Here is a 20,877-nt window from a genome sequence, read left to right as displayed (position 1 = left end):
AGACTGACCGCCCACTGCCGCCATTCTGACAACTACAGTTGTTGCTGTAGCGGACGAATATAGCGCACAAAGACCTAGACCGACTGGGAGGGAGCATTTTGCTAGCAAGTGCATGGTGCTGAATGTTTTGACTTATTTTTTGACGAGAGTCAATTCCTAACAATTAGCTCGAGGTCCTAAGGATAAGGCCCGTTTAATTCAGTTGATTCTCGCCGGGAAAGCCAAGTTGTCGGCTTGTATATTGCTCAGGGAGATGACTGGAGCAATGTGGTCGCGTCTTCTCTCCTCCTGAGGTAGACGGCCTCCAGTTCCTCCGCGGCATCCGGGCTGGATTGGTATTTAGGATGAAGTTGGTTCTTCGGAATCCGTTCTGCAATCCGTGTCACCCGCAAGCGTGCCCCGGAGGGAACGACATCGACATAATACGGGTTCAGCGGTGAGTTTGCCGCGATGGAGTCCCACTTCGAGAAGTCTATCTTGGAGCCGTCGGCAACTTTTCCGCTCTGGCGGAATGCAATCCAGTCGGTAAAAGTGGACGAGAGTAAATTATCCACATCGACTTGTCTTCTATCGATCGCTGCCCGGTAGCTTTCGAAGAAAGGTCCAAGGGTCGCTTCGGTATGATCGAGAAGTCTAACAGCCGAGGGCGTGAACTGTAGCTTGATTCCCTCCGCGGTCTTCGAGAGCACCGCCGCCTTCCCGGTCTGATACAGGAAGACCCCGTGCGATAGGAAACTCAGGATCGCCGCGGGCTTTCCTTCCGCTCCCTCTTCTGAAGCATCGATTTCCATGACCAGGGCAATCCTGTCAGGCTGGCCACTGTCCGAGAACTTTGCAGCGATGTGGGCACGGAATCCTTCGCCAAGGTCTTGGGGATAGATCACCGAATTGAAGTAGTCGGCCTCCGCGAGACGGTTTCCCGCGATCTTCACGGGCGTATCGTCCGATAGTTCCGAACCCACGAACTTCAGCATCGGCGCGAACAAAGAATAGCGGCCGCTGAAGGGGCGGGGCACCTTGACTGCTCCTACTAGGCCCGTCGTATTCGAGGCATGCAGCTCAAGCGTCTCGCTATTTCCCAGCAAGCTCCCCGTGTAAATGGCGGACCACCCTCCGCTACCCACAAGCGGGAAAAGAGCCGGATTGTCAGGAGTTGGGAATGGCCGCGTGCGGGCTTTGATCAGCTCGCTTGAAGGCGCCAGTTCGTTCGATTTGATGTTCCTGGTCGAAGAGTTGTCCGAAAGGCCAATCTCGGCCTCGTCGATGGATCCGGCATCGGGTCCCTTGAATTGGATCCCCGTGTAGTCGCGCTGTGGGGAGGTGTTCTCAAACCGCGCTACCGGAAGGGACGAGGGAACGGTGACTTTCAGTTCAGGCGGCTCGGATTGGGTGAGCGTGGAAGGCAGGGCGAGGACGACCGATGCCAAAAGCGCATCCTTCTTGTCGTCCAGATCTCCTACGAACGTGATCTTCCACCGCGATCCGGGTGCCGCTTCGATCAGCTCTTCCGGCTTCTTCTTGTTAGAAGGCTTTCCAACCTCTTCGATCGTGAGATCGGAGTAGGAATAGCCTCCTGCCTTGTCATCGGCCTCCTTGGTGACGGAGACATTAAAGTGAGTCGCCTTGGCCGGTATCGGAGCGGGCTTGGGCTTCGGACTTTCGGCAGGAGCCGCGGGTGAGGGCGCGGGATCAGGAACCGCAGGCTTGTTCGTCGCGGTCTCAGGCGCAGGTGGAGCTTGCGGTGTTGATCCATCTTTTCCGGCACTCCGCTTGAAAGCGGCGAAACCGCCTCCTAGCAGAAGCAGCAAACATGCAGCGATGGCCACGTTTTTCTTCGCTGAACCTTGCGGCGGCTTGTCTGCCCGGTAGCTGCTCGAAAGCGGGGCAAGCGGCTCAGGAGGAACCGGAGAACTTTCCACCTTCGGCGGCACCGCAGGCACGGGGGCAGGTGCGAGCGTAGATGCAGCCAAGTCCCGCTCTTCGCTTTTCCGTCTCTCTTCCTCTTCCTTGCGCCGGAGGACGGCCGCGGACAAACGTGGTTCGACCTGAGCTCGTTTTTGCTCGGCCTCTTTTTGTTGTCGGATGGCTTCCTCTTTCTCGGCTGCGGCTTTCGCTTTCGCGGCCAGCTTTTCCTCTTCTAGGCGACGCTTGTCAGCCTCCGCAGCCTTCCGCTTCGCATCCGCTTCAGCGGCTTTTCGAGCCGCTTCTTCCTCGCGCTTCTTCTGCTCCGCCTGCCGTTTCGCTTCCTGCTCCTCCGCCTTGCGCTTCGCTTCCTCTTCCTTCCGACGTGCTACCGCGGCGGATTCAGCCGCCTTCCGTTCGGCATCCAATCGCTTGCGTTCTTCGGCTGCCTGCCTCGCTTCCTCGATCGCCCGACGGGCTTCCTCCTGAGCGGCCCTTTGTGCTTCTTCGGCCTTGAGACGAGATTCCTCGGCTGCCTTCTTCAACTCTTCTTCCCTGAGACGCGCCTCCTCCGCAGCGGCCTTCTTGGCTTCCTCCTCCTTCTTGCGGGCCTCCTCCTCGGCAATCTTCTTGGCCTCTTCGGCAGCAGCCCTCTTGGCTTCTTCCTCCTTCCGGCGCGCCTCCTCGGCAGCGGCTTTCTCAGCAGCTTCGGCCTCCGCTTTCTTGCGTGCTTCTTCCGCCTCGGCGGCCTTGCGCTTGGCTTCGGCTTCGAGCCGGCTGGCCTCTGCCGCCGCCTGTGCAGCGGCTTGCGCAGCGCGGCGTGCCTCCGCAGCCATCTCGGCCTGCCGGGCTGCGGCTTCCTCTGCCACGCGACGCTTCTCGTCCTGAATCCGGCGTGCCTCCGCCGCCAAGCGGTTCTCCTCCGCCCGTTGTCTCGCCTCCGCTTCTTCCCGGGCCTTCTCTTCAGCCTGGCGCTTCGCTTCTTCGATCAAGCGTTGAGCCTCCCGCTCCTGTTCACGTCTCGCCTCTTCCAGCCTCAAGGTCTCCGCCTCGGCCGCCTGTCGTGCGAGCGCCAACTCGCGCTCCAGTTCGGCCACCTTGTCGTGAACGGATACCGAGCTGTCGAACTTGGCGGGCACTACCGCAGCCGCTTGCAGCAGAGGCCCTCGCGTCAGGATCTCGTCGATCGATCCCGGCGAGCTCGTCGGAGTCATCTTCCCGATCTCGATCTCCTCGGCGCTCGGCGCTTGCGTGATCGGACTCAGCTCCGACATCGGCAGCGATTCCAAGCTCGCCAGCAGTTGCAGGAAGCGACACGCCGATGGCTGCGTCGATGGCGCACAGATCGTATCCGCCAGCAGCACGTTGCCATCCTCCGAAAGTCCGGAGGCCATCACATAGCCGTTCGACGTGAAGAAGGCCGCATACCGCACCGCCGTGCCGGCCAGGATCCGGTAGATCAACGCCGCAAACTGCGCGATCGGCGGAAACTCCCGCGCCGAGGAAGATGAAAGCGTGGCCTCCGTCGCCGCCGCATTCTCCGTGTCGGAGGCGAAGAGCGGTAAGCACCGCGTCGCTTGCGGATCCAGGTCGGACCATGAGCTGAAGCGCTCGATATCCGTGCTGCCATCGCGCGCCCGCACCAGGATCTCACCCGGATCCATCTGGATACCGAAAGAAGTCCAATCGATGCTGGAGTCGCAGCAGCGCGCCAGATGAGAGAGGAAGGGCAGCGCATCCCCGAACTTCGCCGGCCCGAACTTCCGCAGCACCAGCAGCAGGCTGCAGCCCTGCGGCTTCGTCAGGATGAAGACATCGCTCCCGCCGGAGTCGCGCCAGTCCAGCATCGCATACGCGCCGAAATCCAGCTGGCAACTCGCCGCGAAACGCATCCCGCCGAGTGCATCGGCATCGAGCGACGATCCCGGGACCATCGCCACCACCGCCTCATCGGTGTCCAGAGTCCGCGCCGCGTAAAGTTTGATCTGGCTTCCTGCGGACAGGATACCGCCCATGGAGTAACCCTCTTCCAGATCCGGGGGTGCCGGCAGCGGCTCCAGCACATGCGGTGCCTCCTCGCTCATCAGCGGTGCCAGCGGCGTGGAAGCCGCAGCCGAATGTATCGATCCGCTGAGCAGATCCACCACTACCCGCGCGGAGGCGGTGCGGTTCCCTGCATCCTTCTCTAGCAGGCCCTCCAGTAGCAGCCGCGCCTCGGGATCCAGGTCCAGCGGCAGCGTGGAAGCGTAGGACGACGGCCCCACCCGGTCCGCGATCAGCGGCCCGCGCTTCATGTCGCCGAAGGGGTTCTTCCCGATCAGCAGCCACCAGAGCGTCACCCCCAGCGAGAAGAGATCGCTGCGCTGATCCAGCGGCTGCTCCAGGATCTGCTCCGGACTCGCGGTCGCGAAGTTCCCGCGGAAAACCTGCTGGTCCACCCGCACCGTCGCGGAGGAAGACTCGATCGCATTGTTCAGTTTGATCGCCAGGCCGAAGTCGATCAGCTTGATCTGCCGCGCGGCACCCTCGCCGTTCAGCATGATGTTCGCGGGCTTCAGGTCGCGGTGCAGGAAGCCGATCGAGTGCGCGTAGTCCAGCGCGGCCGCGATCTGCAGCGCGATCTGCCGCACCTCCGGCCAGGGCATCGGCCCGTTCTTGTCGCACCAGTCCTGCAGCGTCCCGCCGTCGCAGAACTCCATCGCGTAGTAGAAGACGCCTTGGTCGATCGCGCAGTCGTGGATCGTCGCGATGCCGGGATGATTCAGCCTGCCGACGGCTCGTGCTTCGCTCAGAAAGCGGTTCGATTCCTCGTGATCGGTCTTGCTGCCTTGGTTCAGCAGCTCCTCCCGGATCACCTTCAGCGCGCTGACCCGCCCCAAGAAAACGTGACGTGCCTTATAAGTCAGTCCGAAGCTGCCCTCTCCGAGGACGAAGAGGCTGCCATCGTCATTCTTCAGGACCTCGTAGGAGCCATAGACGAGCTTTTCTTGCGGGGTCATTCAAACAAGCTGGGGAGGTAAGCGAACACTTAGGATTTGTCCTGTTCTCAGTCAAGACGGTACGGGACCGGCAGAGCGCGGCAGTCCTTAAACGGGGACATCCTTCTTTGATCGCCGCCACCGCACGATTCTCCCGGCGATCGCCAGGATCACGTCGATGACCCAGAACGTGAAACCCGCCGCGCAGATCTTCGCGCCGGAGAGCAGCACGATCATCTCCTCGGGGTTGGATGGCGCATCGCTCCCCATCATCTCCACCAGATCCGCCGAGCGGAACGCCATGTCCGCCAGCGGCCCCAGCAGGATGCCCGCGGAGAGCGCCATCCACCAGCGGGAGAGATCCAGCGGACGGAAGAGCAGGAAAACCAGCGCCGCACCCAGCGTGAAGCGCGCGGCGCGCGTGGCCCACATCGCCACGCTGGACAACGAGAAGGTATCGAATCCCTTGATCTCCACCACCGGCTCCCGCGTGGCGATCAGGAGGAGCACCGCCGCCGCCAGCAGGGGCAGGCGCTCGAGGATGAGGCCGGCCCAAGAGCGGGAGGGGGAGAGTGTGTTCATCAGCCGTTGGTCTTGCAGTGGATGCCGAAAAGTCCGGCCACGTAACAGAAGAGAAGCCAGCCTAGCAGAACCCAACAGGCCACCACCGCGGGGAAGGTGAAGAGGAAGGGCGTGCCCTTGCTATACTTCACGTCGCCGCGGCTTTCCACGGTATCGCGCTTGCGCTTGATCTCGGAGCCGTAGGCATCCGTGCCCGCCACTTCCCAGATCTTCTTGTGTTGGCCCAGCTTTTCCGCGTTCACCGCCAGGTTCTGCCAGGAGGTGTTCACATAGGACTCGCGGTCGAAGCTTTCGGACACCTTCTCGCCGCGCTCCTCCCAGGAGATTTCCTCCGGCTCCGCCGCCCCTGTTAGGAAGACGGGGTGCTTGGTGTGGTTCGTCGTGAAGGGCGTTGCCCGGCCGTAAAGATTCGAGACGTCGATGATCCGCTGGCACGAGTAGCTCGGGAAGACCTGTGAGAAGGCCCGCACAGCCGGGGACATCTTCGGCAGGGTCACCACATAGCCGCCGAAGAGGATCTGCGGGATCAGCAGCAGCGGCACCCACATCACCGCCTGGGTCGGAGTGCGCACCCATGCGGATACCGCCAGGCCCAGACCCACACCCACCAGCGCGGCACCGAAGAAGGCGAAGAGCTTCAAGCTTACGCCGGTGATCAGCACCCGCCACACCGGGATCGACTCATACTTCATCGGCTGCCCGTCCAAGCCCAGCACGGGCAGGCCTTCCGCATTGTTGATCGGCCTCTCGCCGGATTCGATGATGCTGTCCTCCATCACGAAGGTCTTCGCGATCGCGGACACCAGCCAAGTCGGCGGCAGGTCCAGAATCCCGGGCTTCTTCTTCTCTGCCTCGGCCGGTTTCTCGGCAGCCGCGGTCTCGGCCGGTGCGGCTTCGGCGCCATCCTCGGACTCATCGTCCACGGGCACGAAGGGCTCATCCTCTTCTTCGATCGTTTCGGAGGCCGGCGGCGCGAAGTCCTGCGCCACCCGCATCTCGTACATGTTCTTGAAGTTCTCTTCGTCGAAGTCGATCGGGTGGATCAGCGATCCCACCGGCACGATGATCAGGAACAGCAGCAACGCCTGCGCGCAGGAGATGAAGCCTTGGAAGACGAACTTCGAGCTTAGGTAAACATTGCGCCCCAGCCCGCAGATCTGCTCGCGCTGCACGATCGGCAGCTCGCCCACGATCTGCTGCGCGCCGTTGCTACAGCCGAACCACATCGTGGCGATCAGGCCCAGGAAGAGCCGGAAGCCGAATTCGTCCGAGACCACCGCGATCAGCAGGCCGATCACCAGAACCTGGCAGAAGAGGAAGGCTAGGTTCAGCCAGTCCGCGCCCAGGATCTTCCACTGCCGCAGCAGCAGCGTGAAGAAGCGTGTCGTTGCCGGCACCTTCTTCTCGCGGGTCTGTGGGGCCGCTTGCTTCTCTTCCTCCTTCGCCTGCGTCGCATTCGCTACCAGGCGGCCGGGCCACTCGTTGAATTCCTTTTCCCATTCCGCGGCGCTCTTCTTGCCCCGCAGCACTTCGGAGTAGATCCGCTCCAGCGGGGAGGTCTTCACCATCCCGCCCGAGGACCGGCTGCCGTGATGGGAATCCGCGATGCCCGACACGCGGTTGACGAAGAAGTCGCGCGCTTGGGAGGAGTTGCCTTCGAAGATCAGGCGCCCGCCGTGGATGAAGATCAGCCGGTCGAAGAGGTAGGCCTTCTGCAGCACGTGCGTCGTGCAGACCACCGTCAGGTTGGTCAGCGTGAGCGATTGCAGCAGCTCCATCAGCGACTCCTCGGTCGCCGGGTCCAGACCGGAGGAAGGCTCGTCCAGGAAGAGCACGGACGGCTTCGAGAGAAGCTCGATGCCCAGGCTCACGCGCTTCCGCTGCCCGCCGGAGAGATGATAGACGCGCTTGCCCGCGTGCTCGGTCAGTCCAAGTAGATCGATCGTCCGGTCCGCCAGCGCCTTGCGCTGCCGCTCCGGCAGTTTCAGCCGCAACCGGGCCGCCAGATAGAAGGCATCCCGCACCACCAGTTCCAGGTGCACGATGTCGTCCTGCGGCACGTAGCCGATCGCGCCCGGGCGCAGCTTGTTGAGCTGCAGGTTGTCGATCCCGCCGATCAGCACCTTGCCCTCGTCCGCGGGGCGAATGCCGCACAGCGCTTTCAGCAGGGTGGATTTGCCGGAGCCGGAACCGCCCAGTACCCCGATGAAGTCACCGGTGCCGATCTGGACGCCTACCTTGTTCAGGATGCTCAGCGGCTGACCGGTCTGGCGGTCTTTCACCACCACGCTCAGGTTGTCCGCCACTACCCGTCCGGAGCCGGAGTGGTCCACGCGGTCGATCTTCGAGCCGCGGAACTCGAAGACGTAGTCGCCGATCTTGAAGCGGTCGCCGAAGATCAGCTTCGTCGCCGTGAAGGGCTCGCCGTTCAGCAGCGTCTCGGTGGAGCTGTGGTCGGAGAGGATCCACTCCCCGGCTTCCTGCCGGAGTCGGGCATGCGTCTTGGAGATCGTGCGGTCTTGGCCGTCCAGCCCGATGACCGTGTCACCCGCTTCCGCCGGATCACCGCCGCCGCGGGAGAAAACGTAGGACCTGCCTGCCTCCAAAGGCAGGGACTCCCATGTCGCGCCGCCCAGTGTCGGCGGATCCCATTTCAGCGAGAAGCCGAAGGTGAATTGATCGAGCGCGAAGGTCTCACCCGGCCGCAGTGCTTGGGTCGCGGTGCGCGAGGCATTGCCCGGCCGCCACATGAGCGCCCGTAGGGCGGGATCCCACTCGACGATCAGCTCCGGTGCCGGCTCGCCTTGCGCCGCAACCAGCGTCGGCCGCTTCGCCGCCAGTCCGGCGATGCCGTAGGAGCCCTTTTGCAGTGAAAACCGTACCAGGCCCGAGGCCTGTCCGATGGTAAGTTCCGCCTCCATGTTCGATAAACCCGCGAAGTCCTGAGCCTGCGATCGCGCTATTTCGGTCCCATGACCGGCCTATCGAGCGGAATGTCGTACTGTGGCTTCGGCTTTTCCTTGGGAGGTGCGGGTTTGGGAGGAGGTTCGGGCGCCGGGTCGGATGGATCTTGGGTGCTCGCCACCGGCGGTGGCTGGGCCTTTGGCTCCAGATCGACCGCCGAAGTGAAGGTCCACTCGCCTTTGATGTCGGCGCTACCCGTCCAGTAAACGGTTTTCAGCAAGCCGTTCGGCTCGCGGACCAAAGCCTTGGCTTTGCAGGTGAAGAGTTTCTCGGGGGAGGGGATCACCACGTCCCAGGTGGTGACACCCTCGACCGTGGCGGAGGGGTGAGACTTTCGCGCGGATTCCCTCAGCTTCGAAAGCGCGGCATCGAGCTTGCCCTCGATCTCGGACACTCCCGGCATTTTCACCGCCTCGGCCTCGGAGATCTTGGAATTCGCCGTTGCGAGTTCCGCCTTCAGCGATGCTACCTCGTCCTCCAGGCGTGCGTTTTTCGCGGCGGCTTCCGCGACCAGTTTCTGGGCCTCGCGCTGCGCGGAAGGATCTTCCGGGTTGCACGATACCGCCGCGAGGCACAGCAAGCCGAGGGCCGGCAGCGCCGTGTTCGACAGTGTCTTCATCGGGGTGATGGATGCTTGGATTGGAGGGGGAGGGAATAGGGTGGAGGCGCTTACTTCGCCTCCTTGGAGCTTTCGATCACGGTCTTCGCCGCGAGGTCGGCCATCTTGATCACGCTCTCTTCCGGCAGGGGCGCGCGGAGTTCCACGTTCACCAGCTTCTGGAGCTCGCCCAGCGTCTCGGACATCCGCTTCACGATCGGGTCGGCTTCCAGGCCGGTGCTATCGAGGTCGGACTTGAGTTCCTTCACCAGCAGCGGCTCGCGCAGGATGCCGGCGGTCTTCGGGTTGTAGTTGTCGCGCACCAGCCCGGAGGTGTAGCGCGCACCCTGCAGCCAGCCGGCTGCGTAGAGGATCTTGCGCACCGGGGCCTTGCCGCCTTCGCCTGCCTGGCGCTGCAGCACCGCCTCGATGTCCTGTTGGAGATATCCCAGTTCGAGGAAGACCCGGCCCCACTCGCCGCGGTTGGCGAAGGAGCGGACAATCTTCGCGCGCTTCAGGTCGCCATCGGTCACGCCCAGCTTCTTGCCCAGCTTCTCGATGTCGTTGGCGCAGGAGTTTAGCTTCTCGGAGTCGCGCGCCTTGATCGCCATGATGCCGTCGCAGATCCGGAATCCGAGTACCGCGGGGATCGCCACCTTGGTGTCCTTCAGCGCGTCCGGATCCACCGAAACCTGCGTCCGGTTCATCACTTCTTTCCACTTGATCGCATCCGCCCCGAGCGCCGCATCAAGGGCGATGAACTTATCATAGGGATTCGGACGGATCATGTTCTCGCCGTTCGACACCACCTTCGCGTCCTTGAAGGACTTTTTCGGCTGGGGCGGAGGCGCAGGCTGTTGGGCGGCAGCGGTCTGGAGCAAAGCACCCATGCCGATCGCGGCCACGCAAGACACCCGCCAGAACGACCGGAACGTAGTAACTTCCCGAGAATTTTCCATCACGAGATGATGCTACTCCTTTATGATTATTTCCGGCAAGTGAAATGCAGGCGCGGCTCTGCCACTTTGGTAGGGGGTCTTCAGTTCAGCTCTTCAAGGAAAGCGCCGGCCTTCGGGTGCCCTTGGTTCTTCGCCTGATTGAAGAGTCTTCTGGCTTCCCCGATGTCCTGCGGCACCCCAAGGCCGTGCTGGTAGCAGCGCCCGAGTGTTACGATGGCTTCGAGGTTTCCTGCCTTCGCGGCTTCTTGGAAGATCGTCACCGCCTTGCCCTTGTCTTCTGGCACGCCCGAACCATCGGCATAGCATTTTCCGACTTCCACCAAGGCGTCTGCCAGTCCGGTGTCGGCCGCCTTCTTGTACCATTGGAAGGCTCGTTCCGGGTCGACCTCCACCCCGTTGCCCAACTTGTAGGAATGTCCGATCGTCATCATCGCGGCGGGGACGCCCCCTTTGGCCGCGACTTCGAACCACTTCGCTCCTTCCACCTTGTTCGGCTCTAGGCCTTTGTCTCCATTGAAGTAGAGCAGGCCCAGAGTCATGGCCGCATCGGCGTCATTGAGTTTGGCGGCTTCCTTGTACCAGCGGATTGCTTCGGTGAGATTCGGCTCGCCGGTGCCGCCACCGCCGCTGGCATGCCAGTGACCAAGCCCTCGCATGGAGCGGGGAATCTTGTTCTGCACCCCGATCTGGAACAGCCGGTAAGCCTCCTTGGGATCCTTGGTGGTTCCGTTGCCGTTGAAATAAGCCGCTCCGCAGATGGCGATCGCTTGAAGGTGGCCTTTGTCCGCCAGCTCCTTGATACGCGCGAATGCATCGGCCTTGTCCCCGGAAGAACTGCTGTTGCTGTCGAGGATTTGCCCGAGACGCTTGACCTCGAGGTCGGTGGCCTTCGCTTCGCGCTCTTGCTCGCGCTTCATGGCCTCTTCCCGCTCCTGTGCCATCTTCTGGCGTTCTTCCTCGGCCTTGCGTTTCTCTTCGGCGGCGCTGGCCTGTTCTTCCTTCTCCTTCTTCTCCATCTGGAGACGGATGGATTCGAATTGGGCCGCGCTTTCCTCTTGGGCCTTTCGCTGCAGCGCTTCGAGGCGGTCGGCTTCCGCCTTTCGCTCCTTGGCGGCGGAAGAACTCATCACCCATACCCCTCCTGCCACGGCGATCAGGGCCGCAGCTCCCGCGATGATCCAGACGAGGGGCGATTTCTTGCCCGCCGGCTGCGCGACAGGATGGGCCGGTGGCGCTGTTGGGATGGAGACGGGCGGAAGAGGCGGGGCGGACTTGTTAGCCGCAGGCGCCGCCGCTTGGACGGGCACTGCCGGAGGTGGCGGCGGTGGGGCGACTGTCGCGCTGGCGCTCGCCGTGGCAGCCACGGGCTGTGTCCGGCTCGTGCTCGCGTTGGTGCCTTTGCCCGGCACGGAGATGGATTCGAGGTTCGCGAGCCGGTTCAGCAGGCTCTCCAGCTTCGTGCTTTCTTCGCCGCCAGACAGGGCCTTGGCCAGAAGGTGGTTTCCTTCTTCCGAGAGTCCGGAGATCATCACGTATCCGGAGTCCGTGAAGTAGGAGGCGTAAGGCGGATTCCCGCCCGAAATCAGGCGGTAGATGAGCGCGGCAAAACGGGAAACCGGATTCACCGGACCGGCGCTGGAGATGTCGAGTGTGCCGCCAACATCCTGGTCGCCGTCGCTCTGGAAGCTCGGCAGGCTGCTGGCCGATCCCGGATCAATGTCGGCCCAGCCGCTGAAGGCGGCTAGATCGCTCTGCCCGCTGCGGGACGAAACGCGGATGTCGGCGAGTTCCAAGCGGATCCCGCGGGTGGTCCGTGCCATGCTCGCGTCGAAGGAGCGGGCAAGTGCCCCCAGCAGCGGCACCGCATCCTGTGCCCGGGCGGAGCCGAACTTCCGCAAGATTTCTAGCAGGCTTTGGCCGCTCGGCAGGCTGGCGATGAAGTATTCCTCGTTCGCGGAAGAGCACCAATCGAGCATGCGATAGCAGCCGAGGTCTTCGCGGGCGGCGGCGGCGGTCCGCAAGCCATCCCGGGTCTCTTGGTTCATTCCCGCTTCCGCGGTGATCGCGGCCACGATTTCGCCGCTGGAGCGTTGCTTGACCCGGTAGATCGCCGCTTGGCCCGTCTTGGTTACCAGATCGCTGCCGGGATTGGGGATCGAATAGTTCTCGTCGTAAGGGGTCGGTGTGGTAAGGACAGGAGCGGGTGGTGGCGGAGCGGCTGCCGTCTGGGCGACCGGGGCGGCGATTTGTGACGAGCTCTGCAGCAGTCCGCCGGTGATCCGCGTGATCAATGCCTGGGCATCCGCGAAACGGTCTTCAGGGCGCTTGGCCAGCAGGCCCAGCAGGATCTCCCGGGCCTCCGGATCCAAGTGCGCTGGCAATTCGTTGGCGTAGTCGGAGCGCAAGCGGTCGGTAATCAACTGCGCCCGCGTCTGGCCGGCGAAGGGATTCTCCCCGATCAAAAGCCACCACAGCGTGATCCCGAGCGAGTAAAGGTCGGAACGCGCGTCGAGCATGCCGGACAGCATCTGCTCCGGGCTGGCGGTGGCGTCATTGAAGACGCCTTCTCCGCCGTGGGTGGAAGAGACATTCTGCCCTTCTCCGGCAGCGCCTTCCAGCGGCTGCAGGATTCCGAAATCGATCAGCTTCACCTGCTGGTCCGGCCATGGCTCGGCCAGCATGATATTGGCGGGCTTGATGTCGCGGTGCAGCAGCCCGCAGCCGTGGGCATATTTCAGGGCCTCCGCGACCTGCAGCACCATCCAGCGCGCCACCGGCCAAGGCAGGGGGCCCTCTTGCGCCACCAACTCCTGCAGGTTGCCACCCTTGCAGAACTCCATCGCGTAGTAGAAGTAGCCCTCTTCCGGGCGGTCCTGGTACTCGAACACCACCGCGATCCCGTGGTGATGCATGTTCGCCAAGGCCTTCACCTCGGCGAAGAACCGCGCCGTCTCGCGCTCGGCCCCTTCTCCGGAACCATGGACCAGCGAGTCGCGGATCACCTTCAGCGCGCAGATCCGCCCCAGCTTCTGGTGCTGGACTTTGTAAGTCGTGCCGAAGGATCCTTGGCCCAGGATCCACGGCTCTCCCTTGTCGTTTTGAAGAACCTCGAAGGGGTCGAAATGCAGCGGTCCGGTTGCCATGTTCCTTCCTGAAGAGCAGCTTTCGCTCGCTGTTCATCTTAGAATCCGGGTTTTCGAGGTCAAGGCAACCCTTGGCCCGGGGGGCAGATGCCCGTTGACGGCGGCCCTCCCCACATGTTAGGCCAATGACTCGGGAGTTGTGCCTTTTCCGCCAGTGGCGGCAGGGTGCGACCTCTGCGTCTCCACTAACCACTTCCTCCCTCAAGACCTATGAAAATGACACTCTGCAAATGCACGGCTGCCTCTCTTGGGGTGGCAATCATGCTGCCTTCCTGCGCGGATCCCGCGGTCACATCCCTGATCGGAGCCGGTGCCGGTGCCGTCATCGGCCACCAGATCGGCGGACACCGCGGCGCCGTCATCGGCGGTTTGGTGGGTGCCGGAATCGGCTATGCCATCGGCAAGGCGAATGCCGAACAGAAGCGCCTCGCGGAGCAGCGCGCCGCCGTCGCGCTTAGCAAGCCGAAGGTCCGCCAGCAGGTGAAGACCAGCAAGGCCAAATACGTCGCCGTCCCGGTCCCGAAGGCCAAGGACCAGCAGGGCCCGAGCACCCAGCTCATGAAGGTCAACGCCCAGACTGGCAAGCCGACCGGCGACATCTACGCCCCGCCGTCCTCCGTGAAGGACGGCCAAGAGGTGAAGCTCGGCGGCGATACCGCGGTCTACTGCGGAACCTCCATTAACAAGGCCTGATTCAATTCGAGGATTTCAAAGCGGAGGCGGAACCGGAAACGGTTCCGCCTCTTTGCGTTATATCGCTTGTAACCAGCGATTTAAAAATCCCCATAATTTTCTTCATTGACCTCCTACTCTTAAACCCTACTGATCGGTGCACATTCACCGATGCGCCTTTCGAAGAAAGCCGAATACGCGCTCCGCGCCATCTATCCAACCTGGCATCGCCCCTTCTTTTCCACCGCCCCGAGCGATGAACACCAAAACCAATGAACGGCCTCCCGTGACGCCGCCACCTGAAGCCGATTGGCTCGATGTGGTGCGGCGCAACGTGACGGGTCTCCGCTTCGGCTCCGTCCAGATCATTGTCCACGAAGGACGCGTGACCCAGATCGAGAGCTTGGAGAAGACCCGCTTTCCCGCGAGTCGCGACGACAACGGCGCGCCTCAGAAATAAGAACTTTTAACATCGCGGGTCACCGAGACCCGCTTCGAACCCTCGAAAGAAGAGGCCGACCGGACATCCGGCTTCCTCTCCTTTCGTCCCAACTGCCTACCGCTCCTGCGGGGGCTCCTTTTAAAGCGCTACCGGACCACCCGGAGCAGCACCCAAGAAATGAAAACACCACGAAATCACCGCCGCAGCGGCGCGCTTACCCTCGCGCTTTTCACGGCAACCCCGCTTGCCGCATCTGCATTTGAGTTCGATCCGCTCGACACGCCTTCGGCAGAGGAAACCGCCTCGTTCGAGAAAATCTGGAAAGCTTTCACCCTCTACAAAAACGAAGAGAATCCGATTCTCCAGGAGTTCAAGCTCCGGGGCCGCTATCAGGGCCAGTACTACTGGTTGGATAGCGACCAAGGGGACGAGGACGCTTGGGAAGACCGGCGCTCGCGCCTCGGCTTCGACGCCAAGCTGCTCGACAAGAAAGTGGAAGTGCGTCTCGACTTCCAGAGCAACGACAGCTTCGAGGATACCTACGATCGTCTTGTCGATGCCTACATCCGTTGGAAGCCCACGGATTCATTGTCGATCACGCTTGGCCGCACCAAGCCGCTGATCGGTTACTATGATTTCCTCCAATCCACCAACGCACAACCGACCTTCGAGCGTTCCCAAATTTTCAACCAGCTCCGCGTCGACCGGACCACGGCCCTGACCGTGGAAGGCAAGACCGGTGATTTCACCTGGCAGGCTGGAGCTTACTCGAACGACACCGATCGCGAGTTCGGTACCTTGGGGGGCTCCTACAGCTATGGAGCAGGCATCGGCTATGATGCGAAGGAAGCCTTCGGCTGGACCCGTGCGGACTTCCGCTTGGACTGGCTGCATAGCGGTCACGACCGGGATGACCAGATCCTCGACCGCTATGACGACATTGTTTCCGCGACCTTCTGGGCGCAAGAGGGACCGTGGGGCTTCGTGGCGGAAGGCTACCATGCCAGCGGCGGCGAAGGCCGGGACGAGGATGTGTTCGGCTTCTTCCTCCAACCTACCTACGACCTGATCCCGAAACGTCTCCAACTCGTCGGGCGCTACTCCTTCGCTACCGGCGATGGCCCGGACAGCGTTCGTCGCCAGACTCGCTACGAGAGCGAGGCTCCCAACCTGACTGGAAGCGGTCGCGGCGACGAGTATCACGCCTTCTACCTCGGCACCCAGTACTTCATCCACGGTGACAAACTCAAGCTGCTCGCCGGCGCGGAGTACGCTACCTTGGACGGTGGCGGAAACGGCGGTGACTTCGACGGTGTCACCTGGCTCACCGGCATCCGCTTCTCCTTCTGAACAACAAATTTTCCGAATCTCATCCCAACCAAGTAGTAACCATGAAAGCACGATACCTTATTCCCTTCGCACTCGCCGCCTTGCTCGTGCTGCCGGGATGCAGCGGCAAGAAGTCCGGCTCCGCAGGAGGCGGGATCGAACTTCAGAACGTCTCCTACGATCCCACCCGTGAATTCTACGAGGAGGTGAACGCCGCCTTCGTCAAGAAGTGGGAGGCCGATGGTAAGGGCAAGATCACCATCTCCCAGTCGCACGGCGGATCCGGTAAGCAAGCGCGCGCCGTGATCGACGGACAGCCGGCCGATGTGGTAACCTTGGCCTTGGCAGGTGACATCGATGTCATCGCACGCGAGGCGAAGCTGCTGCCGGACAACTGGCAGGCCCGGCTGCCGGATAATAGCTCGCCCTACACCTCCACGATCGTCTTTGTCGTCCGCAAGGGCAACCCGAAGGGTGTAAAGGACTGGGGTGATCTGGTGAAAGAAGGCACGCAAGTCATCACGCCGAATCCGAAGACTTCCGGTGGCGCGCGTTGGAACTACCTCGCTGCTTGGGCATGGGCCGAGAAGCAGAACGGAGGGGACCAAGCCAAGGTGCTCGACTACATCCGCGCGCTGTTCAAGAACGTGCCGGTGCTTGATACCGGCGCCCGCGGCTCCACCACGACCTTCGCCCAGCGTAAGATCGGGGATGTTTTCCTCTCGTGGGAGAACGAAGCCTACCTGATCGAGAAGGAGTTCTCGGGTGAAACCGAGATCGTCTATCCGTCGCTCAGTATCCTGGCCGAGCCGCCGGTCGCGGTGGTCGACAAGAACGCGGAGAAGGACGGCGTGGCGGAAGCGGCGAAAGCTTACCTCGAATTCCTCTACACCGACGAAGCGCAGGACTATGCGGGCAAGCACTTCTACCGTCCGCGCAAGGCCGAGATCCTGGCAAAGTACAGCTCCAAGCTGAAGGACATCCCGCTCGTCACCGTGGACAAGGACTTTGGTGGTTGGGCCAAGGCCCAGAAGACGCACTTCGACGACGGCGGCACCTTCGACCAAGCTTATCAAGCGAAGTGAGTTGGCATTCACGAGCATTGCGCTTGTGAGGTCCGGGCATCAGACTGGAGCCGTCGGCTCCAGTCTTTCCGCCTTCCTCTCCCACCGACTTTTCTTCCATGGCGAAACAACGAGTCATACCCGGCTACGGGCTGTCCCTCGGAATTACGATCACCTGGCTGAGCCTCATCATCCTCATCCCGCTGGCGGCCCTGTTTATCAAGGCTGCCGGTCTGGGGCCGGGGCAATGGTGGGAAATCCTAACCTCACCGCGTGTGCTGGCGGCGGCGAAGCTGACCTTCGGGGCCAGTGCTGCGGCGGCGGGGGTGAGCATGGTGCTCGGGCTGCTGGTGGCTTGGGTTCTTGTTAGATACGAATTCCCCGGGAAAAAGATCCTCGATGCCATCGTGGATCTGCCCTTCGCGCTGCCCACGGCGGTGGCGGGCATCACGCTCACGGCGATTTATGCCCCTACCGGCTGGCTGGGGCAGTACTTGGCCGCATGGGGGATCAAGGGGGCCTATTCGCCCACCGGGGTATTCATCGCGCTCACCTTCATCGGTTTTCCCTTCGTGGTGCGGACGGTGCAGCCGGTGATGGAAGACCTGGGTGCCGAATTGGAAGAAGCGGCGGCGAGCTTGGGAGCGAACCGCTGGACCACGTTCCGGCGGGTGATCTTCCCGCTGCTCGTGCCCGCGCTGATCACGGGCTTCACCCTGGCCTTCGCTCGAGCGATCGGGGAATACGGCTCGGTGATCTTCATCTCGGGCAACTTGCCGATGAAGACGGAGATCCTGCCCCTGCTGATCGTTTCCCAGCTTGAGCAGTTCAAGTACGAGGCTGCCGCGGTGATCGCCTCCGGCATGCTGATCGTGTCCTTCGCGCTGCTTTTCCTTATCAACCTCCTGCAACGCCGGCTCAACTGGCAGACCCGCTGAAGCGATGGCCTACCGACCTGCAACCACCGAATCGGCGCCGGTGCGATGGATCCTGATCCTCCTCGCCTTCGTTATTCTCACGCTCTTCCTGCTGCTGCCGCTGGCTGCCGTGTTCATCGAGGCCTTCCGGCGGGGGACGGAAGTCTTCGTCGCTTCGTTGGAGGACGATGCCGCCTTGTCGGCGATCAAGCTGACACTGCTCGCCGCGGGGATCGCCGTGCCACTCAATACGGTCTTCGGTCTGGCCGCAGCGTGGCTGATCACGAAGTTCCGCTTCAAGGGGCGCTCCTTCCTGCTGTCGCTGATCGACCTACCCTTCGCCGTTTCACCGGTCATCGCCGGTCTGGTGTTCGTGCTGCTCTTCGGCGCGAAGGGCTGGTTCGGTCCCTGGCTGCTGGAGCATGACATCCGGATCATCTTCGCCCTGCCGGGAATCGTGCTGGCCACGGTTTTCGTCACCTTCCCCTTCGTGGCCCGCGAGCTCATTCCGCTGATGGAGAGCCAAGGCAGCGATCAGGAAGAAGCGGCGGTGACCCTGGGAGCACACGGCTGGCAGATCTTCCGCCGCGTGACCGTGCCCAATATCAAGTGGGGCCTGCTCTACGGCGTGCTGCTCTGCAATGCTCGCGCCATGGGAGAGTTCGGTGCCGTGTCGGTCGTGTCCGGCCACATCCGTGGCAAGACCAACACCCTGCCGCTCCATGTGGAAGTGCTCTACAATGAATACCAGTTCAGCGCCGCCTTCGCGTGTGCCGCACTGCTCGCCCTCCTCGCTCTCGTAACCCTTGGTCTGAAGACCGCTGTCGAACATTTTACCGGCCACTCCGCAAAGGGGCGCCACTGATCCGAAACTTCCATGTCTGTTTCCATCCAGTCCATCCACAAGACTTTCGGCAGCTATACCGCTCTCGACGACGTCTCGCTTGAGGTGCCGAATGGTTCGCTGACGGCGCTGCTCGGCCCCTCCGGTTCGGGCAAGACCACCTTGCTGCGCATCGTCGCGGGTTTGGAGTATGCCGATCCCGGCAGCGGTCGCGTGCTTTTCCACGGCGAGGACGTGACCGACGTGCCCGCCGGCAAGCGGGGCGTGGGATTCGTCTTCCAGCACTACGCGCTCTTCAAGCACATGACCGTGGCGGATAACATCGCCTTCGGCCTGACGGTGCTACCCGGAGCGGCCCGCCCCGCAAAAAGCGAGATCAACGCCCGCGTGAAGGAGCTTTTGCATCTCGTGAAGCTCGACGGCTTGGACAAGCGCCGGCCTCACGAGCTGTCTGGCGGCCAGCGCCAGCGTGTGGCCCTGGCCCGCGCCCTGGCCATCCGTCCCAAGGTCCTGCTGCTCGACGAACCTTTCGGAGCGCTCGATGCCCAGGTGCGCAAGGACCTGCGCCGCTGGCTGCGCCAGTTCCACGACGAGATCGGATTGACCACGCTCTTCGTCACCCATGACCAGGAGGAAGCGCTCGAGCTGGCCGACCAAGTGGTGGTGATGCGGAATGCGCGGATCGAACAGACCGGGGCACCGCAAGGTATCTACGATGAACCTCGGACATCATTCGTCTACGAGTTCCTGGGCGAAGTGAACAAGCTGGACGACGGTCGCTACGTGCGCCCGCACGAAATCGAGCTGCGCTTCGCCGCGGAGGAGGGCGTCCACCTTGCCGGTCGCGTCAGCCACCTCTTCGTGGCCGGTCCGGTCGCCCGTCTCAGCGTGGTGCCGGAGAACGGTTCGCGCCGCGAGATCGAAGTCTGGGCCACGCGAGACCAAGTCGAGGAAATGGCCTTGGCCCACGGTGACATCGTGGGCCTGCGCTTCCCGGATCCCAAACCTTCCCAGCGCCCCAAGAAAACGGAGAAGGAAGCTCCGAAGGATCACTCCATTTGATCACGGTAGTGACGGAAAAGGCCCGGGGTCGCTACGACCCCGGGCCTTCTTCATGCCTTGGCCTCAGGCGAAGATCTCGGTCGCGACCTTGCCGGCGACATCGGTCAGGCGGAAATCGCGTCCGCCGTAGGGATAGGTGAGAGCTTCGTGATCCAATCCCATCAGGGCCAGCAGGGTGGCGTGGAGGTCGTTCGTGTGCATCTGTCCTTCCACCGCTTGGATCCCGAACTCGTCGGTGCCGCCATGGGTGTAGCCCGCCTTCACGCCGGCTCCCGCCAGGAACATGGAGTAGCCGGTGATATTGTGATCCCGGCCATCCCGGCCCTGGGATGTCGGCTGCCGCCCGAACTCCGACCCGAAAAGGACCAAGGTATCTTCCAGCAGGCCACGCTGTTCCAGGTCTGCCAGCAGTGCGGAGGTCGGCTGGTCGACATTGCCGCAACGCTCGATCAGGCCCTTGTGAAGGTTGTTGTGGTGATCCCATCCAGGCTGGCAGATCTCGACGAAGCGCACTCCCGCCTCGCTCAGGCGCCGGGCCATCAAGCACTGCCGCGCGAAGGCTCCTGCGGGGCCATCCTTCACGCCGTAAGCTTCCTTCACGTGTTCCGGCTCCTTCGAGATATTCAGCAGCTCCGGGACCTTGTCCTGCATGCGGAAGCCGAGCTCGTAGGAGGCGATGATGCCGTCGACCGGATCCGGTGCGCCCGGGGATGCGGCGAGATTGCGATTCATCGACTGCACGAGGTCAAGCTGGCGCCGCTGGAGGCCGGCCTCGGACTGTGCCTTGAGATTCGAGAGGAAGCCGGAATCCGTGATCCGGGTGCCTTGGAAGTGTGCGGGAAGGAAAGCGCTTCCATAGTTCACCGTGCCGCCGAAGTTCGGCGAGGGATTGATGGTGATGTAGCCCGGCAAGTCCTGATTGTCGGTGCCGAGACCATAGAGGAGCCATGCTCCCATGCTCGGACGAGTGAGGGCCGCATTCGCGCTGCCGGTGTGGAGCTGAACCACCGCCTGAGGGTGGGCCGGGGTATCGGTATGGAGACCTCTCAGCCAGCAGAACTTGTCCGCATGGGTGGCGATATTCGGCAGTAGCTCGGAGAACCAGGTGCCGGTCTCGCCATACTGCTTGAAGGCGAACTTCGATGCGGTCACGCGGCCGCCTCCGGGCCCGGTCTTGCCGTCGTTCGACTGGACGACCGGCTTGTAGTCGAAGGTGTCGATGCCGGACATCGCGCCCTCCATGAAGATGAAGATGATCTTCTTTGCGCGCGGTTTGAAATGCGGGGGCTTTGGTAACAACGGACTGGCGGCTGCCAAGCGCTGCTGCCCGAGCAAGCCTGCCAGTGCCAGGTAGCCGAAGCCCGCCCCGGCGGATTTGAGGATCGATCGTCGTGAATGAATGCTCATGTCGTGGATGCGTT

Annotated in this window: 14 protein-coding genes; 7 read left to right on the top strand and 7 right to left on the bottom strand. The window is 62.5% G+C overall.

Annotated elements, in window-relative coordinates; genetic code table 11:
* Nucleotides 1-245: 245 nt before the first annotated feature.
* The 6 genes from OJ996_RS14440 to OJ996_RS14415 all read right to left on the bottom strand — a co-directional run bounded on the left by OJ996_RS14440 (nucleotide 246) and on the right by OJ996_RS14415 (nucleotide 13,126).
* Nucleotides 246-4,901, bottom strand: a complete 4,656-nt coding sequence (locus OJ996_RS14440; RefSeq protein WP_264514318.1) for a serine/threonine-protein kinase — start codon at nucleotides 4,899-4,901, stop codon at nucleotides 246-248.
* An 87-nt stretch (nucleotides 4,902-4,988) separates the two neighbouring features.
* The gene (locus tag OJ996_RS14435; protein WP_264514317.1) at nucleotides 4,989-5,462 is read right to left on the bottom strand and encodes a hypothetical protein; all 474 of its coding nucleotides are present in this window, start codon (nucleotides 5,460-5,462) and stop codon (nucleotides 4,989-4,991) included.
* On the bottom strand, nucleotides 5,462-8,383 hold the full coding sequence (locus OJ996_RS14430) for an ATP-binding cassette domain-containing protein (protein WP_264514316.1): 2,922 nt from the start codon (nucleotides 8,381-8,383) through the stop codon (nucleotides 5,462-5,464). Before OJ996_RS14430 ends, OJ996_RS14435 begins: the two co-directional genes overlap by 1 nt.
* 38 nt (nucleotides 8,384-8,421) lie before the next feature.
* On the bottom strand, nucleotides 8,422-9,045 hold the full coding sequence (locus tag OJ996_RS14425; protein WP_264514315.1) for a hypothetical protein: 624 nt from the start codon (nucleotides 9,043-9,045) through the stop codon (nucleotides 8,422-8,424).
* A 50-nt stretch (nucleotides 9,046-9,095) separates the two neighbouring features.
* Nucleotides 9,096-9,914, bottom strand: coding sequence for a hypothetical protein (locus OJ996_RS14420; protein WP_264514314.1), 819 nt, complete (start codon nucleotides 9,912-9,914; stop codon nucleotides 9,096-9,098).
* Nucleotides 9,915-10,063: 149 nt separating this feature from the next.
* Complete coding sequence (locus OJ996_RS14415) at nucleotides 10,064-13,126, bottom strand: protein kinase domain-containing protein (RefSeq protein ID WP_264514313.1); 3,063 nt, start codon at nucleotides 13,124-13,126, stop codon at nucleotides 10,064-10,066.
* 210 nt (nucleotides 13,127-13,336) lie between these two features.
* Here OJ996_RS14415 and OJ996_RS14410 point away from each other — a divergent pair, with 210 nt between their 5' ends.
* The 7 genes from OJ996_RS14410 to OJ996_RS14380 all read left to right on the top strand — a co-directional run bounded on the left by OJ996_RS14410 (nucleotide 13,337) and on the right by OJ996_RS14380 (nucleotide 19,456).
* Nucleotides 13,337-13,819, top strand: coding sequence for a glycine zipper domain-containing protein (locus OJ996_RS14410; RefSeq protein WP_264514312.1), 483 nt, complete (start codon nucleotides 13,337-13,339; stop codon nucleotides 13,817-13,819).
* Between the two features lie 235 nt (nucleotides 13,820-14,054).
* Nucleotides 14,055-14,258 carry a YezD family protein gene (locus OJ996_RS14405; RefSeq protein WP_264514311.1) on the top strand — a complete coding sequence of 68 codons (204 nt, stop codon included), beginning with the start codon at nucleotides 14,055-14,057 and terminating at the stop codon, nucleotides 14,256-14,258.
* Between the two features lie 159 nt (nucleotides 14,259-14,417).
* Nucleotides 14,418-15,590, top strand: coding sequence for a porin (locus OJ996_RS14400; protein ID WP_264514310.1), 1,173 nt, complete (start codon nucleotides 14,418-14,420; stop codon nucleotides 15,588-15,590).
* A 41-nt stretch (nucleotides 15,591-15,631) separates the two neighbouring features.
* On the top strand, nucleotides 15,632-16,654 hold the full coding sequence (locus OJ996_RS14395; protein WP_319800692.1) for a sulfate ABC transporter substrate-binding protein: 1,023 nt from the start codon (nucleotides 15,632-15,634) through the stop codon (nucleotides 16,652-16,654).
* A gap of 98 nt (nucleotides 16,655-16,752) precedes the next feature.
* Nucleotides 16,753-17,571 carry a sulfate ABC transporter permease subunit CysT gene (gene cysT, locus OJ996_RS14390; protein WP_264514309.1) on the top strand — a complete coding sequence of 273 codons (819 nt, stop codon included), beginning with the start codon at nucleotides 16,753-16,755 and terminating at the stop codon, nucleotides 17,569-17,571.
* Between the two features lie 4 nt (nucleotides 17,572-17,575).
* The gene (cysW, locus tag OJ996_RS14385; protein WP_264514308.1) at nucleotides 17,576-18,415 is read left to right on the top strand and encodes a sulfate ABC transporter permease subunit CysW; all 840 of its coding nucleotides are present in this window, start codon (nucleotides 17,576-17,578) and stop codon (nucleotides 18,413-18,415) included.
* A gap of 12 nt (nucleotides 18,416-18,427) precedes the next feature.
* On the top strand, nucleotides 18,428-19,456 hold the full coding sequence (locus tag OJ996_RS14380; protein ID WP_264514307.1) for a sulfate/molybdate ABC transporter ATP-binding protein: 1,029 nt from the start codon (nucleotides 18,428-18,430) through the stop codon (nucleotides 19,454-19,456).
* A gap of 63 nt (nucleotides 19,457-19,519) precedes the next feature.
* Here the strand turns inward: OJ996_RS14380 and OJ996_RS14375 are convergent, their stop codons facing one another.
* Nucleotides 19,520-20,863: a DUF1501 domain-containing protein gene (locus tag OJ996_RS14375; protein WP_264514306.1), complete on the bottom strand. Its 1,344-nt coding sequence runs from the start codon at nucleotides 20,861-20,863 to the stop codon at nucleotides 19,520-19,522.
* Nucleotides 20,864-20,877: the final 14 nt, after the last annotated feature.

Origin of the sequence: Luteolibacter rhizosphaerae, assembly GCF_025950095.1 — a bacterium.
Lineage (GTDB): Bacteria > Verrucomicrobiota > Verrucomicrobiia > Verrucomicrobiales > Akkermansiaceae > Haloferula > Haloferula rhizosphaerae.
This window is presented reverse-complemented; position numbering and strand designations above follow the sequence as displayed.